This is a genomic window from Frigoribacterium sp. PhB107, from assembly GCF_003751515.1.
Lineage (GTDB): Bacteria > Actinomycetota > Actinomycetes > Actinomycetales > Microbacteriaceae > Frigoribacterium.
Map to the genome: position 1 here is coordinate 137,445 of NZ_RJKU01000001.1, position 15,281 is coordinate 152,725.

16 protein-coding genes are annotated in these 15,281 nt (G+C 74.3%); 7 read left to right on the forward strand and 9 right to left on the reverse strand.

Translation table 11 applies throughout. The features are described 5' to 3' along the window. Positions 1 to 63: 63 nt before the first annotated feature. The gene (locus EDF18_RS00525) at positions 64 to 531 is read right to left on the reverse strand and encodes a DIP1984 family protein (protein WP_123545470.1); all 468 of its coding nucleotides are present in this window, start codon (positions 529 to 531) and stop codon (positions 64 to 66) included. Between the two features lie 101 nt (positions 532 to 632). Here EDF18_RS00525 and EDF18_RS00530 point away from each other — a divergent pair, with 101 nt between their 5' ends. After that, on the forward strand, positions 633 to 1,127 hold the full coding sequence (locus EDF18_RS00530) for a DUF427 domain-containing protein (RefSeq protein ID WP_123545472.1): 495 nt from the start codon (positions 633 to 635) through the stop codon (positions 1,125 to 1,127). Between the two features lie 90 nt (positions 1,128 to 1,217). On the opposite strand, the gene EDF18_RS00535 is transcribed toward EDF18_RS00530, so the two are convergent. The 5 genes from EDF18_RS00535 to EDF18_RS00555 all read right to left on the reverse strand — a co-directional run bounded on the left by EDF18_RS00535 (position 1,218) and on the right by EDF18_RS00555 (position 6,054). After that, a complete protein-coding gene (locus tag EDF18_RS00535; RefSeq protein ID WP_123545474.1) occupies positions 1,218 to 1,814 on the reverse strand; it encodes a hypothetical protein in 597 nt (198 codons plus the stop codon). A 102-nt stretch (positions 1,815 to 1,916) separates the two neighbouring features. Further along, complete coding sequence (locus EDF18_RS00540) at positions 1,917 to 3,443, reverse strand: APC family permease (RefSeq protein ID WP_369878076.1); 1,527 nt, start codon at positions 3,441 to 3,443, stop codon at positions 1,917 to 1,919. Positions 3,444 to 3,665: 222 nt separating this feature from the next. After that, positions 3,666 to 4,172, reverse strand: coding sequence for a hypothetical protein (locus EDF18_RS00545; RefSeq protein WP_123545478.1), 507 nt, complete (start codon positions 4,170 to 4,172; stop codon positions 3,666 to 3,668). Between the two features lie 72 nt (positions 4,173 to 4,244). Next, on the reverse strand, positions 4,245 to 4,724 hold the full coding sequence (locus EDF18_RS00550) for a heme-degrading domain-containing protein (RefSeq protein WP_123545479.1): 480 nt from the start codon (positions 4,722 to 4,724) through the stop codon (positions 4,245 to 4,247). Positions 4,725 to 4,833: 109 nt separating this feature from the next. After that, complete coding sequence (locus EDF18_RS00555) at positions 4,834 to 6,054, reverse strand: glycosyltransferase (protein ID WP_233568919.1); 1,221 nt, start codon at positions 6,052 to 6,054, stop codon at positions 4,834 to 4,836. A 63-nt stretch (positions 6,055 to 6,117) separates the two neighbouring features. On the opposite strand from EDF18_RS00555, the gene ligD reads away from it, so the two are divergent. Beyond that, positions 6,118 to 7,128: a non-homologous end-joining DNA ligase gene (ligD, locus tag EDF18_RS00560; RefSeq protein ID WP_123545481.1), complete on the forward strand. Its 1,011-nt coding sequence runs from the start codon at positions 6,118 to 6,120 to the stop codon at positions 7,126 to 7,128. 96 nt (positions 7,129 to 7,224) lie between these two features. Here ligD and EDF18_RS00565 read toward each other — a convergent pair whose 3' ends face one another. The 3 genes from EDF18_RS00565 to EDF18_RS00575 form a co-directional block, all read right to left on the reverse strand. Continuing rightward, positions 7,225 to 8,322 carry an ATP-dependent DNA ligase gene (locus EDF18_RS00565; protein ID WP_255416164.1) on the reverse strand — a complete coding sequence of 366 codons (1,098 nt, stop codon included), beginning with the start codon at positions 8,320 to 8,322 and terminating at the stop codon, positions 7,225 to 7,227. A gap of 156 nt (positions 8,323 to 8,478) precedes the next feature. Next, the gene (locus EDF18_RS00570; RefSeq protein ID WP_123545483.1) at positions 8,479 to 9,549 is read right to left on the reverse strand and encodes an MBL fold metallo-hydrolase; all 1,071 of its coding nucleotides are present in this window, start codon (positions 9,547 to 9,549) and stop codon (positions 8,479 to 8,481) included. Positions 9,550 to 9,582: 33 nt separating this feature from the next. Next, positions 9,583 to 10,611 (reverse strand): NADPH:quinone reductase, encoded by a 1,029-nt coding sequence (locus EDF18_RS00575; RefSeq protein WP_123545485.1) that lies wholly within the window; start codon positions 10,609 to 10,611, stop codon positions 9,583 to 9,585. Between the two features lie 66 nt (positions 10,612 to 10,677). On the opposite strand from EDF18_RS00575, the gene EDF18_RS00580 reads away from it, so the two are divergent. From EDF18_RS00580 to EDF18_RS00600, 5 genes are all read left to right on the forward strand, one after another. Continuing rightward, a complete protein-coding gene (locus EDF18_RS00580; protein ID WP_123545487.1) occupies positions 10,678 to 12,117 on the forward strand; it encodes a sensor histidine kinase in 1,440 nt (479 codons plus the stop codon). Further along, positions 12,114 to 12,779: a response regulator transcription factor gene (locus EDF18_RS00585; protein ID WP_123547181.1), complete on the forward strand. Its 666-nt coding sequence runs from the start codon at positions 12,114 to 12,116 to the stop codon at positions 12,777 to 12,779. Before EDF18_RS00580 ends, EDF18_RS00585 begins: the two co-directional genes overlap by 4 nt. Before the next feature lie 91 nt (positions 12,780 to 12,870). After that, positions 12,871 to 13,743, forward strand: a complete 873-nt coding sequence (locus EDF18_RS00590) for a hypothetical protein (protein ID WP_123545489.1) — start codon at positions 12,871 to 12,873, stop codon at positions 13,741 to 13,743. A gap of 122 nt (positions 13,744 to 13,865) precedes the next feature. Then, positions 13,866 to 14,510 (forward strand): SRPBCC family protein, encoded by a 645-nt coding sequence (locus EDF18_RS00595; RefSeq protein ID WP_123545491.1) that lies wholly within the window; start codon positions 13,866 to 13,868, stop codon positions 14,508 to 14,510. Further along, positions 14,507 to 15,262 carry a DUF4166 domain-containing protein gene (locus EDF18_RS00600; protein WP_123545493.1) on the forward strand — a complete coding sequence of 252 codons (756 nt, stop codon included), beginning with the start codon at positions 14,507 to 14,509 and terminating at the stop codon, positions 15,260 to 15,262. The genes EDF18_RS00595 and EDF18_RS00600 overlap by 4 nt, the downstream gene beginning before the upstream one ends. The last annotated feature ends 19 nt before the right edge of the window (positions 15,263 to 15,281 follow it).

A 15,281-nucleotide genomic window follows, 5' to 3' on the forward strand; every position in this document is an offset into this window, starting at 1 on the left:
GCCGCGGCTCGTGCTCGCTCCGGGAGGCGTCTACCGACTCTCCGCGCGCGGTGGTGCCTCGTCTCAGGTCGTGAGGTCCGCCTCCCAGTTGGTGCGCTGGATCTCGACGTCGAGCTCGCGCAGCTCGCGGGCCGTGTCGTCCGCCTGACGGCGCAGCTCGGCGACGGGCAGCGCCGCGAACTGTCGCAGCTCGCTGCGCAGCTGACGGAACCCGCCGCCGCCTCCGCCCTGGGCCGCGTCGGCCGCGCTCGACAGCAGGCTGTGCCGCGCCCGCAGCGTCTCGCGGCGGGCCAGGGCGGCGGTCATGGTGCGACCGTCGGCGAGCAGCACGGAGGCGTTCGTCAGGTTGACCGCGACGACCAGCTCCTCGAGGCGGTCGAGCGACCGCGACACCTCGTCGACGAGGGCCGCCGCGTCCTCGGCGGGCTCCTCGCCCTCCTGGTAGCGGGCGTTCTGGCGGATCCGCTCCTGTGCCTGCGCGATCCGTCGCTGCAGGTCGGCACGGGTCATGAGGGCCTCGGCGAGCTTCATGCCGCCATCCTGCCAGGCACCACCGTCGCAGGCACCGCCGCAGGTCGCGCCGGAGGCGGCGGCACGGCCGGTCGCCCAGCCGCCGGGAGCAGGATGGCGCCATGAGAGCGAAGCGCATCGAGCCCGGGCCCGGCCAGGAATCCGTCTGGGACTACCCGAGGCCGCCCCGCGTCGAGGCGCGCCCCGAGCGCGTCGTCGTCCGGCTCGGCGGAGAGGTCGTCGCCGACACCACGAACGCCTACCGCGTGCTCGAGACGAGCCACCCGCCGGTCTGGTACCTGCCCCGCGAGGCGTTCGTCGACGGCGCCCTGTCGGCGGGCCAGGGTCGCAGCATGTGCGAGTTCAAGGGGACGGCCCGCTACCTGGACGTCCGGGGCGGCGGGACCACCGCCTCCTCGGCCGGCTGGACCTACCCGAGCCCCTGGCCCGGCTACGAGATGCTCGCCGACCACGTCGCGCTGTACCCGAGCCGGTTCGACTCGTGCGAGGTCGACGGCGAGGTCGTCGAGGCACAGGACGGCGACTTCTACGGCGGCTGGATCACGTCGCGCGTCGTCGGTCCGTTCAAGGGAGCCCCCGGCACCCTCGGCTGGTGAGGTCCAGGTGCGGCGGGTCGTCGTCGTCCCCGGCGGGTCGGCGTCGACCCGCCGCGAGGCACGCTGACCCGCCCGACCGATCCCGGCGAGCTACGGCGCGGGGCTGGCCGTCAGGGCCGCCACGACCGTCTCGGCGTCGTCGAACCACTTCGTGTAGTGGTCGGGGTCGGCGTTCACCTGCACCGCGTGCGCGGCCTGGGTCGGCGTCAGCTCCTTCCAGCCGGGCATCCGCACCAGCTTCGTGAAGAAGCTCGTCGCGGCCGTGTACGGGTCCATGCGCTGCTCGTAGGTGCCCCACTGGCCGTTGTCGCGCTGCTGGAAGAGCCCGCGGCTGTCGGGCCCGACCTCGTCGCCGTGGTCGATGTTGCGGAGGCTCGACTCGCCCATCGCGGTCATCACCCCGATCGCCTGGGTGTGGGTGCCGATGCCCTGGGCCTTCGCCGCCTCCATGATCCAGGCGGCGTTGACCAGCCGGTCCTGGCAGTAGCCCGCGATCGGCCCGGCGGGCACGCTGATAGTGCCGACCACGACGGGCTCGACGTCGGGGCAGGTGACGCCCACGGCGGCCGGCTCGGACGGCTCGTCCGGCGTGCCGGCCAGCGACGCCACGACCATCACGAGCGCCACGACGAGGGCGACGACCCCGCCGCAGAACACGACGGAGGCGGCGATCACGAGACGGCGCACGGCGGGCTCCCGGGGCGGTGACGAGGGCGGACGGGGTGGACCCGACCGAATATAGGGCCCTGTCCTGGGCGATCCCGACAGGCACCCTGCGCGTCACCTCGGTCAGCGGGCGGGCGGCACCGCCTCGGGGTCACCCGCGTCGCCGGTCGACGCGACCCGCGCCTCCTCGGCTCGGGCGCGGCCGCCGGCTCCCCGGTCGACGCCTCCTCCGCCGTCGCGTCCGCGACGCGAGATCATCGTGACGCCACAGAGCACGACCCCGATCGCCAGCAGGATGCCGGCGATCTGGTACTGCTCGACTCCGCGGCCCGACGAGAACGGCAGCACCAGCCAGAGGCAGGCCACGACGCCGACGACGGGCAGCACGCGCCCGGCCCTGAAGTGGTGCCTGCCGACGTCGTCCCGACGCAGCACGAGCACCGTCACGTTGACGATCGCGAAGACGACGAGCAGCAGCAGCGACGTCGTGCCGCCGAGCACGGCGACGACGGGCGACTCCGGGCTGAGCGACACGTAGCCGATCAGCAGCAGCGAGAGCGCGGTGGTGAAGACGATCGACGCCCAGGGCGTCTGGCGGGTGCGGTGCACCCTCGACAGGAACCCGGGCAGCACGCCCTGCTTGCTCATGCCGTAGAGCAGGCGGCTCGCCATCATCATGTTGATCAGCGCGCTGTTGGCGACGGCGAACATCGAGATGAACGGCAGCAGCTGCCCGATCGGGAACCCGGGGGCGGCCGTGTTCACGACCGTGACGAGCGGCGTCTCGTTGTCGGCGAGCTCGCCGATCGGCACGACGGCGACGGCGCAGATCGAGACGAGCACGTAGACGACGGCGGTGATGCCGAGGCCGGTGAGCATCGTGCGCGGGAAGATCCGGCTCGGGTCCTTGGTCTCCTCGGCCATGTTGACGCTGTCCTCGAAGCCGACCATCGCGAAGAAGGCGAGCGAGGTCGCCGTGCTCACGCTCAGCAGCAACGACTTGTCGCCGGGGGTCTCGAAGATCGTGACGCGCGACAGGTCGGCGTTCCCGCCCGCGATGGCCCAGAAGCCGATCATGATGACCATCACGAGGCCGGACAGCTCGACCAGGGTCAGCACGACGTTCGCCTTGACGCTCTCGCTGACGCCGCGGAAGTTCACGAGCATCACCAGCAGCATGAAGCCCATCGCGATGCCCATCACGGCGATGTCCGGCAGCTCGAGCCCGACGCCGACCGCGAGGTTAGCCGCGAACGCCCGGGAGGCGGTGGAGGCGCTGGTGATCCCCGAGCACATCACCACGAAGCAGACGAGGAACGTCACGAAGTGCACGCCGAACGCCTTGTGCACGTAGAGGGCCGCGCCGGCGGTCTGCGGGTACTTCGTCACCAGCTCGAGGTACGAGAAGGCCGTCACGAGCGCGACCCCGAAGGCGATGAGGAACGGCAGCCAGGCGGCCCCGCCGACCTCGGCGGCGACCTGGCCGGTCAGCGCGTAGACGCCCGTGCCGAGGATGTCGCCGACGATGAAGAGCAGCAGCAGCTTCGGCCCGATGACCCGCTTCAGCTCGGTCCTCTCCTCCCCGTCAGGGGCTGCCCCGGAGGCGGAGGCGGCGGTCGGCTGGTCGGGAGGGGTGGTGGTCGTCGACACGAGGGCCTCCTGGGGCGCATCGGTGTTGCACGGGTCCGGTTGACGGCCCATCCTGCTCCGCCCCGCGGCCCGGGTCACGTGCTGCGACCGACTTTGCAGAGCGTGCACCGTTCGCCCACGCGCTCGCGGAGTCCGATCGACCATGTGACGCGCCGGGGGCATCGACGGGTGCAGGACACCCTCGACGCGTCACTTCTCTGAGGGGACCTCCGAGGAGGCGGCCTAGACGAACTCGGACCGGTCGGCCAGGTAGGCCCGCAGCTCGCGCACCTCGTCGGGGCCGCGGCCCCAGCGCACGTGCACGACCCCGTCGCGGAGCAGGAGCGGGTCGGACGCCCCGCTCCGCAGCGACTCGGCGTCGAGCGGCAGCCGGACGTGTTCGAAGTTGACGACCTCGCCCTCGGTGAACTTCTTGGAGGCCGCCCGGCGGGCGTCGCGGCGCTCCTCGACCGAGGCCGAGAGGCCCTGCTCCTTCTTCGGCTCGGTGGCGCGGGTGATCCGACCGGTGGCCCAGACCTCGCCGTCGCGGCCGAGCAGCAGGACCCCGAGCCGCCAGGCCCGCCCGGCGGGCTGCATCGACGCCGAGGTGTGCACGAGCAGCAGCTTCCGCGAGGCCTTCACGGCGGCCAGCGCCTCGTCGCGGGCGTGCCGGGCGTCGAGCTCGGCGGCGGTCTCGCGGAGGAGGCGCGCGAGGGAGTCGGCAGCCGTGACGGCCTCGTCGTCGGTCACCGCGCCTCCTCGGGGGTGTGTCGGGTGGTGCTGTGTCGGGGGGTGCTGTGGGTCGCGGGGCGGCCCGGCGGGTCAGCTGTCGTAGCCGTGGTCGAGGAAGTCCTCGACGAGCTCGACGACGAGCGCGTGGTCGTCGGCCTGGGGCAGGCCCGAGACGCCGACGGAGCCGACCATGCCGACGCCGCGGACGATCACGGGGAACACCCCGCCGTGCGCCGCGTAGAGCGCGGTCTCGAGCCGGGACTTCTCGTCGAACGTCGAGCCGTCGACGCGGAACTGCTCGCCGACCCGCCAGGAGCTCTTCCCGTAGCGCTCGACGACGCGGGCCTTGCGGTCGAGCCACTCGTCGTTGTCGAGGGAGGTGCCGGGCAGCGCCGCGTGGAACACCCGCTGACGGCCCTTGAGGACCGCGATCGTGACGGGCAGGCCGCGACGGCGAGCACCGGCGAGCACGTGGGCGCCGAGGTCGAGTGCCGTGTCCGTGGTGAACCTGCGGAAGGTGAGGCGCTCCTCCTGCTCGGCGAGGGTGCGCAGCAGCGTGTCGTCGGTCATGGTGCCTCCGGTGTGTCAGGTCGAGCGGGCGTCGTCGCCCCGGCCGAGCCTAGACGCGGGCGCTGGGGACGAGATCGGCGCGGCCGCCGGCCCGTCTCGTTCCCGAGGGTCAGCGACGCCCGCCCGCGGCGGCGAGCGCGCGGCAGGGGTCGCTGCCGACGAGCCGGCAGTACACGTCGGACAGCTCGGCTGCCGACAGCGACCACGGGTGCTCGAGAGCGCGCTCGCGGGAGGCGCGTGCCAGTCGCCCCCACAGCTCGCCGTCCCCGAGCAGCCGGGTCACCGTCTCGCCCCAGACGGCGGGGTCGCGCGAGTCGAGCACCACGCCGGTCACGCCGTCGACGACGGACTCGCGGAGGCCCCCCGAGGAGGCGGCGACCACGGGGACCCCGCTGGCCGCCGCCTCGAGGGCGATCAGCCCGTACGTCTCGGAGTGCGACGGCACGAGCACGAGGCGGGCCTCGCGGAGCAGGCTCGCGAGGCCGGGGCGGGTCTGCGGGCCGAGGAACCGGACGTCGAGCCCCGACTGGTCGGCGAGCGCGGCCAGGTCGCGCTCGTAGCCGGCGAACTCCGTGGAGGCGCCTCCTGCGATCACGAGCTCGGGTCGCAGCTCGGCAGGCACCGCGGCCACGGCCTCGATGGCGAGGTCAGGGCCCTTGAGCGGCTCCAGCCGACCGGCGACGACGACGGTGGGGTGCGAGGCCGTCTCGCCCGCGGCGAGAGGGCGGAACAGCTCGGCGTCCACGCCCGGCAGCACGATCGCGACCCGGGCCGGGTCGCCGCCGAGTCGGCTCGTGACGGTCTCGGCCTCGGCGTGGCTGATGGCCACCACGGCGTCGGACTCCCGGGCGAGCATCGCCTCGCCGGCGAGCCGGCCGGGCGACTCGGCGCGCTCGCCGTGCGAGAGGGGAGTGCTGTCCGCCGCCGCGATCGAGTGGAAGCTCTGCACGTGGGGGATCCCGCGCTGCCGTGCGATCGGCAGCGCGGCGACGCCGCTGAACCAGTGGTGGGAGTGGATCGCGTCCCAGGGGCCGAGCTCGGCCAGACGCTCGCGGAACTCGTCGACGAACTCCTCGTGCCGGCCCTTCGGCACGGCCTCGACCGGCCCTGCGGTGAGGAACCGGAGCACGACGCCCGGCGCCAGCTCGACGGCCTCGGGTTCGTCGGGGGAGGACCGTCGCGTCAGGATCTCGACCTCGTGGCCCGCCGCGCCGAGCGCCTCCGCCTGGTTGCGGACGACGACGTTCATGCCCCCGACGTCGCCCGATCCCGGCTCGGCCCCCGGCGAGGTGTGGAGCGAGACGAGCGCGATGCGGAGGGGTGAGGTCACTGCCCGAGCGTACTCGCCGTGGCCGGCACGGCCCGTCCGCCGCCCCCGGGCATACGGTGAGGCATGGCGAGCGAGGCGACGATGCTGCAGGTGGACGACCGCGAGGTCCGGATCTCGAGCCCGGGGCGGGTGCTCTGGCCCGACCTGGGGATCACGAAGCTCGACCTCGCCCGGTACCTCGCGACCGTGGGCGACGCGTTCGTCCGGGCGAACGGCGGCCGACCCGTGTCGCTGCAGCGGTTCCCCGCCGGGGTCGACGGAGACGACTACTTCTCGAAGAACCCGCCGAAGGGAGCCCCCGAGTTCGTCCGCAGCGTCGAGGTGACCTACCCCAGCGGCCGCTCGCACCCCCAGCTCGTGATCGACGAGCCCGCCGCCGCGGTCTGGGCCGCGCAGATGAACACGGTGGTGTTCCACCCCTGGGCGTCCCGGGCCGACGCCAGCGACCTGCCCGACCAGCTCCGCATCGACCTCGACCCCCAGCCGGGCACCGACGTCGACGACGCGGTGCCAGTCGCGCACGAGCTCCGCCGGGTGCTCGCCGACGCGGGCCTCGCCGCGTTCGTCAAGACGAGCGGCAACCGCGGCCTGCACGTCTTCGCCCCGATCGAGCCGACCCGCGAGTTCCTCGACGTGCGGCACGCCGTCATCGCGGCCGCGCGCGAGCTCGAACGACGCCTCCCCGAGACGGTCACCACGAACTGGTGGAAGGAGGAGCGCGGGCAGCGGATCTTCGTCGACTACAACCAGGCGAACCGCGACCGCACCATGGCGGGCGCCTGGTCTCCCCGGGCGCTGGCCGCCGCCTCCGTGTCCACGCCCCTCGACTGGAGCGAGCTCGACGGCGTCGACCCGTCGGCGTTCACCGTCCTCACCGTGCCGGACCGCCTCGCCGCGACCGGCGACCCGTGGGAGCGGATGCACGACGAGCCCGGCACCGTGGACGAGCTGCTCTCGTGGTGGGAGCGCGACGTCGAGGCGGGACTCGGCGAGCTGCCGTTCCCGCCCGACTTCCCGAAGATGCCGGGGGAGCCGCCCCGCGTGCAGCCCAGCAGGGCCAGGAAGCAGCCATAGGAGGCGCCGCGAGGCTGGCACCTCGAGGGCGGGTCGTCGTCGAGGGCGGGTCCGCTGCGACCCGCCCTCGACGCAGGCGACCCGCCCTCGGCGTGGTCAGGGCCGGACGAGCACCTCGCCGAGGTCGTACGCCGCCGGCACCTCGAGCTGGTCGAAGCCGCACGACGCGGCCTCGCGGTCGTCGCGCCAGCGCTCGACCTGCACCGTGTGCCGGAACCTCGCGCCCTCCATCTGGTCGTAGCGCACCTCCACGACGCGCTCGGGTCTCAGCGGCACGTACGAGACGTCCTTCCCCGACGAGAAGCGGCTGCGGTCCGTCTCGGCGTGCGCGACGCCTCCGTCGTCGTCGCGCCGCACCAGGTCGGCGAGCTCGTCGACGAGCTCGAGGCGGCGGGCGTCCGAGAACGCGGAGGCGCCTCCCACGTTCCGCAGCTCGCCCGCGGAGTCGTGCAGCCCCAGCAGCAGCGACCCCACGCCCCGACCGCTCTTGTGCACCCGGTAGCCGAGCACCACGCAGTCGGCCGTGCGGTGGTGCTTGACCTTGAGCATCGTCCGCTTCCCGGGCAGGTAGGAGGCGGCGAGCGGCTTGGCCACGACGCCGTCGAGCCCTGCCCCCTCGAACTCGACGAGCCACCGACGGGCGACGTCGGCGTCGGTCGTCGTCCGGCTGAGGTGCAGGGGAGCGGCCGCCCCGTCGAGCAAGCGCTCGAGCGCGGCACGGCGCTCGCCGAAGGGCCGGTCGAGCAGGCTCTCCTCGCCCTCCGCGAGCAGGTCGAAGGCCACGAAGGAGGCGGGGGTCTCGACCGAGAGCTTGGCCACACGCGAGGCCGCCGGGTGGATCCGCTGCGACAGGGCGTCCCAGTCGAGGCGTTCGCCGCCGTGGTCGCCGCGGCGCAGGACGATCTCGCCGTCGAGCACGCAGGGCCCGGGCAGGCGCTCGCCGAGGGCCTCGACGAGCTCGGGGAAGTACCGCGTCAGCGGCTTCGAGCCGCGGCTGCCGATCTCGAGCTGCTCGCCGTCCCAGTAGACGAGGCCGCGGAAGCCGTCCCACTTCGGCTCGTACGACAGGCCGCCCCCGACGCTGTCGGCGTCGGGCACGCTCGTGACCGCCTTAGCGAGCATCGGCGCGACCGGGTCGGCGGCGGTGGGGACGCCTGCAGCGGCGGACGGGCTCGTGTCGGAGGACGGCGTCATCGCTCGAGTCTGCTCGCAGGCGCGAGGCTGCGCACTGCACCGGGTTCCGTACACTGCACCGGGTCTAGACGCGGTGCAGTGTACGGAACCCGGTGCGATGTCGTGCAGGGTGGCACGGCGGCCGGATCGCGCCGCCGCCGGGCCGCGCGGCGGCGGTCAGCTCGCGAGGTCGCCGGCGCGGCCCGCCGCGCGCAGGTGCCACTCGGTCTGCGCCAGGGCCGACGCGAGCGGCAGGCCGCTCATCGACCGGAGCCCGCCGCGCCAGCCCGTCATGGCCTCGGCGACCTGCCAGACCGACGGTGCCGCGCTCGAGCCGCGGCGGGCTGCGTGGCCGTCGGCGCCGTCGGCACCGCCGAGCAGCCCGTCGAGGGCGCCCAGGGCGTCTCGGGTGCGCTCCTCGCGGTGCGCGACGAGCGTCTCCGCCCGCTCCGTGAGCCCGACGAACCGGTACTCGTGGCCGGGGCAGACCTCGAGTGCGTCGGCGCCCGGCCGGTCGAGCTCGACGACGCGAGCAAGCGAGGCGAGCACGTCGTCGAGCGGGTCGGCGGCGGTGCGGCCGCCGAGGCCGATCCCCGGGTTGATCGTCGGCAGCACGTGGTCGCCCGTGAAGATCAGCCGCTGCTCGGGCTCGACCAGGCAGAGGTGCCCCGACGTGTGGCCGGGCGTGTGCACCGCGCGAAGACGACGCCCCGCGACCGGCAGCTCGTCGCCGTCGTCGAGCAGCAGGTCGGGGACGACGTCGACGAGGAGGCGGCCTGAGCCCCACGAGGCGACCAGCGCCTCCTGCGCCTCGGCCGGCACCTGCCAGCGCACGAGGTCCGCGTCGGCCGCGACCGCGTCATCGGCCCGGCTGGCGAGCGCGCGCTGCTCGGCGGGGTGCATCGCGAGGCGGGCGCCCGTGGCGCGTCGGACGGCGTCGGCCGCCCCGAGGTGGTCGACGTGCAGGTGGGTGGCCACGATCAGGTCGACGTCGTCCAGCCGGTGGTCGATCTCGTGCAGGGCGGCGTCGAGCCGGTCGACGGCGTCGGGGGAGGGCCAGCCCGGGTCGATCAGCGTCAGCCGCCCGTCGGAGCCCTCGACGAGGTAGCCGTACGAGAAGTCGGCGACGGAGGAGGTGGCCGGCGAGGTCAGCGACCAGACGCCGTGCCGCACCTCCTCGAGCGGAGGGACCGTGCCCGTACGCAGGGCCTCGGCCTGCACGGGGCTGAGCGGAGCAGGGGCAGGCATCCGCCGAGCCTAGCCCGCCCCCTCCGCCCGACCTCAGCCCTGGGCGACGTCGATCAGCACCTTGCCGGTGACCCCGCCCTCGACGGCGTCGTGGGCCGCGGCCGTCTGCTCGAGCGAGTAGCGGTGCAGCGGCAGTCCTGCCTCCTCGCCGACCGGCAGGGCGCCGTCGCGGACGGCCGCGGTGACGTCCTCGGCAGCCGCCTGCAGCGCTTCCTCGCCCACCGTGTAGAGCAGCACGAACTGGTAGCGCGTGTTGGTGCCCATGTTCGCGCGGAGCGGCAGCTCGACCGTGTCGCCGCCGTCGTTGGCGTAGATCGCGACGGAGGCGCGGGTCGAGACGACCGCCGCGACCAGCTCCGCGTTCTGCCGGATCGACACCTCGACGACGATCTGCACGCCGTCGGGCGCGATGCGGCGGATCTCGGCGGCGGCGTCCTGCTCCTTGTAGTTCACGACGTGGTGCGCACCGGCCGCCCGGGCGAGCGCGGCCTTCTCGTCGCTCGAGATCGTCGTGACGACGGTGGCACCCGCCCAGGCGGCGAGCTGGATCGCGGCGTGGCCGACGGCCCCGGCCCCGCCCGAGACGAGCACGGTCACGCCGTCGAGCGCGCCGGGCGACAGCCGCGACGGCCCGTCCTCGTGCACGGTGAGGGCTCGGTGCGCGGTCATGGCCGGCACGCCGAGGCTCGCGCCCAGGTCGAACGAGGCGCCCTCGGGCAGCGGGACGACGCGCGACCGCGGCAGCACCGTGTACTCCTGGGCGGTGCCGGTCGCGTGCCCGTTCGCCGAGATGAACGACCAGACCCGGTCGCCGACCGCGAGGTCGTCCACGCCCTCGCCGACGGCGTCCACGACGCCCGAGCCGTCCTGGTTCGGCACGATCACGGGGAACGGCACGTCGCCCCCGCTCGTCTCGCCCGTGCGCGACTTCCAGTCGGTCGGGTTCACGCCCGACGCGACGACGCGCACGCGCACCTCGCCGGCCCCCGGCTCGGGCACCTCGCGCTCGACGAGGTGCAGGACGGACGACGGACCGGTCTCGGTGTAGGTGATCGACTTCATGCCCCCAGTCAACGACGCGGGCTCCGTGCGTGTTCCGTCGGGGCCGACATCGGCGAGGATGTGCACATGAGCACACCTCGGGGGGAGGGCGGCAGCGGTGCCGTCCCGCACTGGACGACCGTCGCCCGGCCCGTCGACCGCACGCCCGCCTCCGCCGCGGACCCCCGCCCCTCCGGGGTCGTCGCCTGGGTCGCCGTCGTCTCGGTGCTCGTCATCGTCGCGGTCGCGGTCGCCGCCCTCTTCGCCGCCCGCGGCCTCGCTGAGGCCGAGTCGGTCCGCGACGCCGCGGACCGGGCGGACCGCATCGCCGACGCGATCGTCGAGCCTGCCCTCACCGACGCGCTGGTCGACGGGGACGAGGAGGCGCGTCGCGCCATGGACGACGAGGTCCGCGACCACGTGCTCAGCTCGAGCATCGTCCGCGTCAAGATCTGGGACGACACCGGCCGCGTCGTCTGGTCCGACGAGCCCGCGCTGAACGACCGCCGGTTCACCCTCGACGAGGACGACCTCGAGGCGCTCGCCGGAGGGGCGGCGGGCGTCGAGGCCGAGGTCAGCGACCTCACCGCCCCCGAGAACGAGTACGAGCGCGACCGCGGCAAGCTGCTCGAGGCCTACCGGGCCGTCGAGACGCCGGGCGGGCAGACGCTGCTGTTCGAGGTGTACTTCCGCTACGACGAGGTGCTGCAGCGCAGCGGCCAGCTGTTCGCCGGGTTCGCGGGAATCACGATCGGCAGCATCGTGCTCGTCGTGCTGCTCCTGCTGCCCGTGCTGCGGCAGCTGCTGCGGGCACTCGACCGGGCCAGGGTCCAGCGCGAGGCGTTGCTCGAGCGCGCGCTCGACGCGAGCGCCGCCGAGCGACGCCGCATCGCGGGGGCGCTGCACGACGGCGTGGTGCAGGACCTCGTGGGCGCCTCGCTCGCGGTCTCGGCCGAGTCCGGCTCGGCCCGGGCGCGCGGCGACGTCACCACGGCCGACGGGCTCGACCGGGTGGCCGGCGCGCTGCGCGGCAGCGTCGGGGGCCTGCGCTCGCTGCTCGTCGACATCTACCCGCCGAACCTCGCGAGAGCGGGCATCGGCCCGGCGCTCGACGACCTCGCGGCGGGCGTGCGGTCGCGCGGGGTCGCCGTCGTGCTCGAGGCCGACGCGGCCTCGGCGCTGGACGACGAGGGCCAGCGGCTGGTGTTCCGGGTGGTGCAGGAGTGCCTGGCCAACGTCGTGGCCCACGCCCGCGCTTCCGTCGTGTCGGTCACTGCAGCGCAGCCTGACGAGGGCGGCGTCGTCGTCACGATCGCCGACGACGGCGCGGGGTTCGACCCCGAGCTGCTGACCCGCCCCGAGCCCGACCACTTCGGCCTGCGGGTGCTCGCCGACGTCGCGAGCGCAGGAGGCGCGGGCCTCGACCTGCGGACCGCGCCCGGCCGGGGCTCGCGGTGGCGCCTCACCCTGCCGGCGTCCGCCGTGGCGAGCGCGGCCGCCGCGGGCGTCCCCGGGAGCCGGTCGTGATCCGCGTCCTCGTGGTCGACGACCACCCGCTGGTCCGACAGGGGCTCCGGTCGCTCGTCGACCAGGCCGAGGGGATCGTGGTGGTCGAGGAGGCGGCGGACGGCGAGCGAGGAGTCGCCGCGGCCGCCCTGCACCGGCCGGACGTCGTGCTCATGGACCTCTCCATGCCCGGCATCGGCGGCGTGGAGGCGACCCGCCGCGTCGTGGCGGCCGACCCGAGCGTGCACGTCGTGGTCCTGACGTCCGTGCCCGACGCCTCCTCGGTCCGGGAGGCGCTGGCCGCCGGGGCCGTCGGCTACCTGCTCAAGGACGCCGAGCCCGCGAGCGTCGTGGCCGGCGTCCGGGCGGCGGCGGCGGGCGGCGCGCCCCTCGACCCGCGCGCGGCCAGGGCGCTGCTGCCGGACAGGTCGACGCCGGACGGCCCGACGCGCACGCCGGCGACGTCCACACCGGCCCCCGATCCCGATCCGGCCCCGCTCGTCTCCGGTCGCGAAGCCGAGGTGCTGCGCCTCGTCGCCCGCGGCCTCGCGAACAAGCAGATCGGGACCGAGCTCGGCATCAGCGAGCGCACGGTCAAGGCGCACGTCGGCAGCGTCTTCCGCCGGATCGGCGTCGCCGACCGGACGAGCGCCGCGCTCTGGGCGCGCGACCACGGGTACTAGTACCAAGGTCCGATGGTGTGCCGGGACGCCCGCGGCGAAAGTGGTCGCAGGCCCGGGGGACGGGCCGTCCACCCTCCACGAGGAGCCCGCCATGACCACCACCACATCTCTCGGCCGCACGGCCCGTCAGCTCCGCTCGGCGGTCCTCGTCGCGGCTGTCGTCGCCGGGTCGCTGGCCCTCTCGGCCAGCCCGGCCAGCGCCTCCGGCAAGACCAGCGCGGGCGGCGACTACCGCGTCACGATCGGCAGCACGACCTACGACCCGGCGCCCGGCAAGAGCGTCAAGGTCAGCGGGATCGTCCCCTCCGGCCGCATCGCGGTGCGGGGCGTCAACAACGGCTTCGACATCGACGTCGCGACCCTGGGCGTCTACGACTACACGCTGACCGGCGCGCCGGACACGCAGCGCATGGTCACCAAGCCGACCGTCGTGTTCGCCTCGAAGGTGCCGACCCTCACGGCGGCTCAGCTCGCCGGGGCGACGATCACGAGGCTCGAGGTCAAGGACGACACCCTCGTCGTGCTCTTCAGCTCCGCGGGCGGGACCTTCAAGATCCAGGCGAAGGACGGCGCCCAGGGCGGCATCTTCCAGATGGAGTCCGAGTTCGGCGCACCCGTCGAGTTCACGCACACCCTCGGCGCCGGCCTGTTCTACTTCGCCAACCAGTACACGGGCAAGGTCAATTTCGGCGACGGCGTCGACCCCGTCACCTCGGGTGCCGGAGCGCACCAGATGCTGCTCGGCAAGGACAGCCCCCAGGTCGCGACGAAGACCCTGCAGACCGGCACCGTCACGAAGTGGGTCGTCCAGTCGGGCGGCCGCCTCGGGGGAGTGCTCGGCGAGGACGCGATCGAGCTGAGCGCCGGCGCCACGAACTGCACGAGCCAGTGCCAGGCGCAGAACCAGATCCGCGGCTCGCTGCCGGTGCCGCCGCTGCCGACCGACCCGACGCCGATCGGCTGAGCCGGGTCCGTCGCACCTCGGGAGCCGAGCAGCCGCGTGCTGCTCGGCTCCCGTGCGCGTCACTGCGGGCCAGCCCTCCTCGGGGGCTGGTCCGTCGCCGTCGTCCGCGCCAGACTCGGGCCGTGAGCAGACGAGACCGGCCCGCGCGGCCGCCCCGCGGCCGGGCCGGTGCGCCCCTCTGGGTCGAGACGACGATCCGCGCCCCCCTGGAGCGCGTCTGGGAGCTCACGCAGACCCCGGAGGAGCACGTCCGCTGGGACCTCCGCTTCAGCCGCATCGTGCGCGTGGCCGACCTGCCGGGCGGCGGCTGGCGCTTCCGCTACGAGCGGTCGATGCCCGGCCACGTGATCACCGGGACCGGCACCTCGCTCGGCGAGCGAGAGCGACCGGACGGCACCCGCACCTCCGCCCTGCGGTTCGACACCGCCGACCGCCTGTCGCCGCTCCGTGGGGGCCGCGGCTACTGGCGCTACGTCCCGGTCGGCGGCGGCGTGCGGTTCGTCACCGGCTACGACTACGAGCCCGGTCTCGGGCGAGCCGCCGACCGCCTCCTGCGGCCCGTCGTGCTGTGGATGACGGCGTGGTCGTTCGACCGGCTGCGGATCTGGGCCGAGACGGGCACGCCGCCCGAGGCGTGGCCGCTCGCGTCGGTGCTGGCGTTCTGGCGCGCGGACCGTCCGCGGGCGTCCCGCTGCGGCACGACCGCCCCGCGCCGGGGAGCCCTGGCCGACGCCCCGACGACCCTCTCGACCCTGGAGGCACCGTGACCGCCCCGTTCGCCCGCTCCCCGCGCCCGCGCCCGCGTCGGACGCCGCTCTCTCGCACCGGCGGGCCGACGACCGGCTCGGTCTTCCGTGCCGCGCTCGGCGACCACTTCGACCGGCTGCACCCGCGCCTCCAGGAGCGCTTCGGGGTCTCCGTCGCGGACGGCCGCGGCTGCGTGGGCACGGGCGTCATGACGGAGGTGCGGCGCGGCCCCTGGTGGACGGTGCCCTTCCTGCAGATCGGCCGCCTGCGGAACATCCTCATCGCCGACGTCGGCCGCGACGTGCCGTTCCGCATCGAGAACTGGCCGTACGTCGACCCGTTCGGACGCGAGACGGTGACTTTCGTGCGCGAATATCGCGCGCCGAGGCGCCGGGCGGTGAGCCGTTTCGACGCGACCATGGTGCTCGACCCGGGGCGCGGCACCGTCGTCGACTACCTCGGCACGCACCAGCACCTCGCGGTCGACCTCGACCTCCGCGTCGAGGACGACGGCTCGCTGCACCTCACCTCGCACGCGCAGCGCTTCTACGAGGGGCGGGCGGCGTTCCGGTTCCCGATGCTCGCCTCGGGCACGGCGTCGCTCCGCGAGCGGTGGGACGACGACGCCGACGTGTTCCGCATCTCGCTCGAGGTGCACAACCGGCTGTTCGGTTTCCTGTTCGGCTACGAGGGCTGGTTCACCGCCGAGTACCCGCCCGCGTCCGATGCTCCCGACCACGTGAGGCCCCTGCGCCACGAGGAACGCCTCTAGGCCCGGTGCGATCCGCACC

Bases quoted from the DNA above. Each gene is read 5' to 3' on its own strand.
- EDF18_RS00525 (WP_123545470.1), bottom strand. From the start codon at position 531: ATGAAGCTCGCCGAGGCCCTCATGACCCGTGCCGACCTGCAGCGACGG.
- EDF18_RS00580 (WP_123545487.1), top strand. From the start codon at position 10,678: ATGAGCACACCTCGGGGGGAGGGCGGCAGCGGTGCCGTCCCGCACTGG.
- EDF18_RS00530 (WP_123545472.1), top strand. From the start codon at position 633: ATGAGAGCGAAGCGCATCGAGCCCGGGCCCGGCCAGGAATCCGTCTGG.
- EDF18_RS00575 (WP_123545485.1), bottom strand. From the start codon at position 10,611: ATGAAGTCGATCACCTACACCGAGACCGGTCCGTCGTCCGTCCTGCAC.
- EDF18_RS00570 (WP_123545483.1), bottom strand. From the start codon at position 9,549: ATGCCTGCCCCTGCTCCGCTCAGCCCCGTGCAGGCCGAGGCCCTGCGT.
- EDF18_RS00550 (WP_123545479.1), bottom strand. From the start codon at position 4,724: ATGACCGACGACACGCTGCTGCGCACCCTCGCCGAGCAGGAGGAGCGC.
- ligD (WP_123545481.1), top strand. From the start codon at position 6,118: ATGGCGAGCGAGGCGACGATGCTGCAGGTGGACGACCGCGAGGTCCGG.
- EDF18_RS00590 (WP_123545489.1), top strand. From the start codon at position 12,871: ATGACCACCACCACATCTCTCGGCCGCACGGCCCGTCAGCTCCGCTCG.
- EDF18_RS00565 (WP_255416164.1), bottom strand. From the start codon at position 8,322: ATGACGCCGTCCTCCGACACGAGCCCGTCCGCCGCTGCAGGCGTCCCC.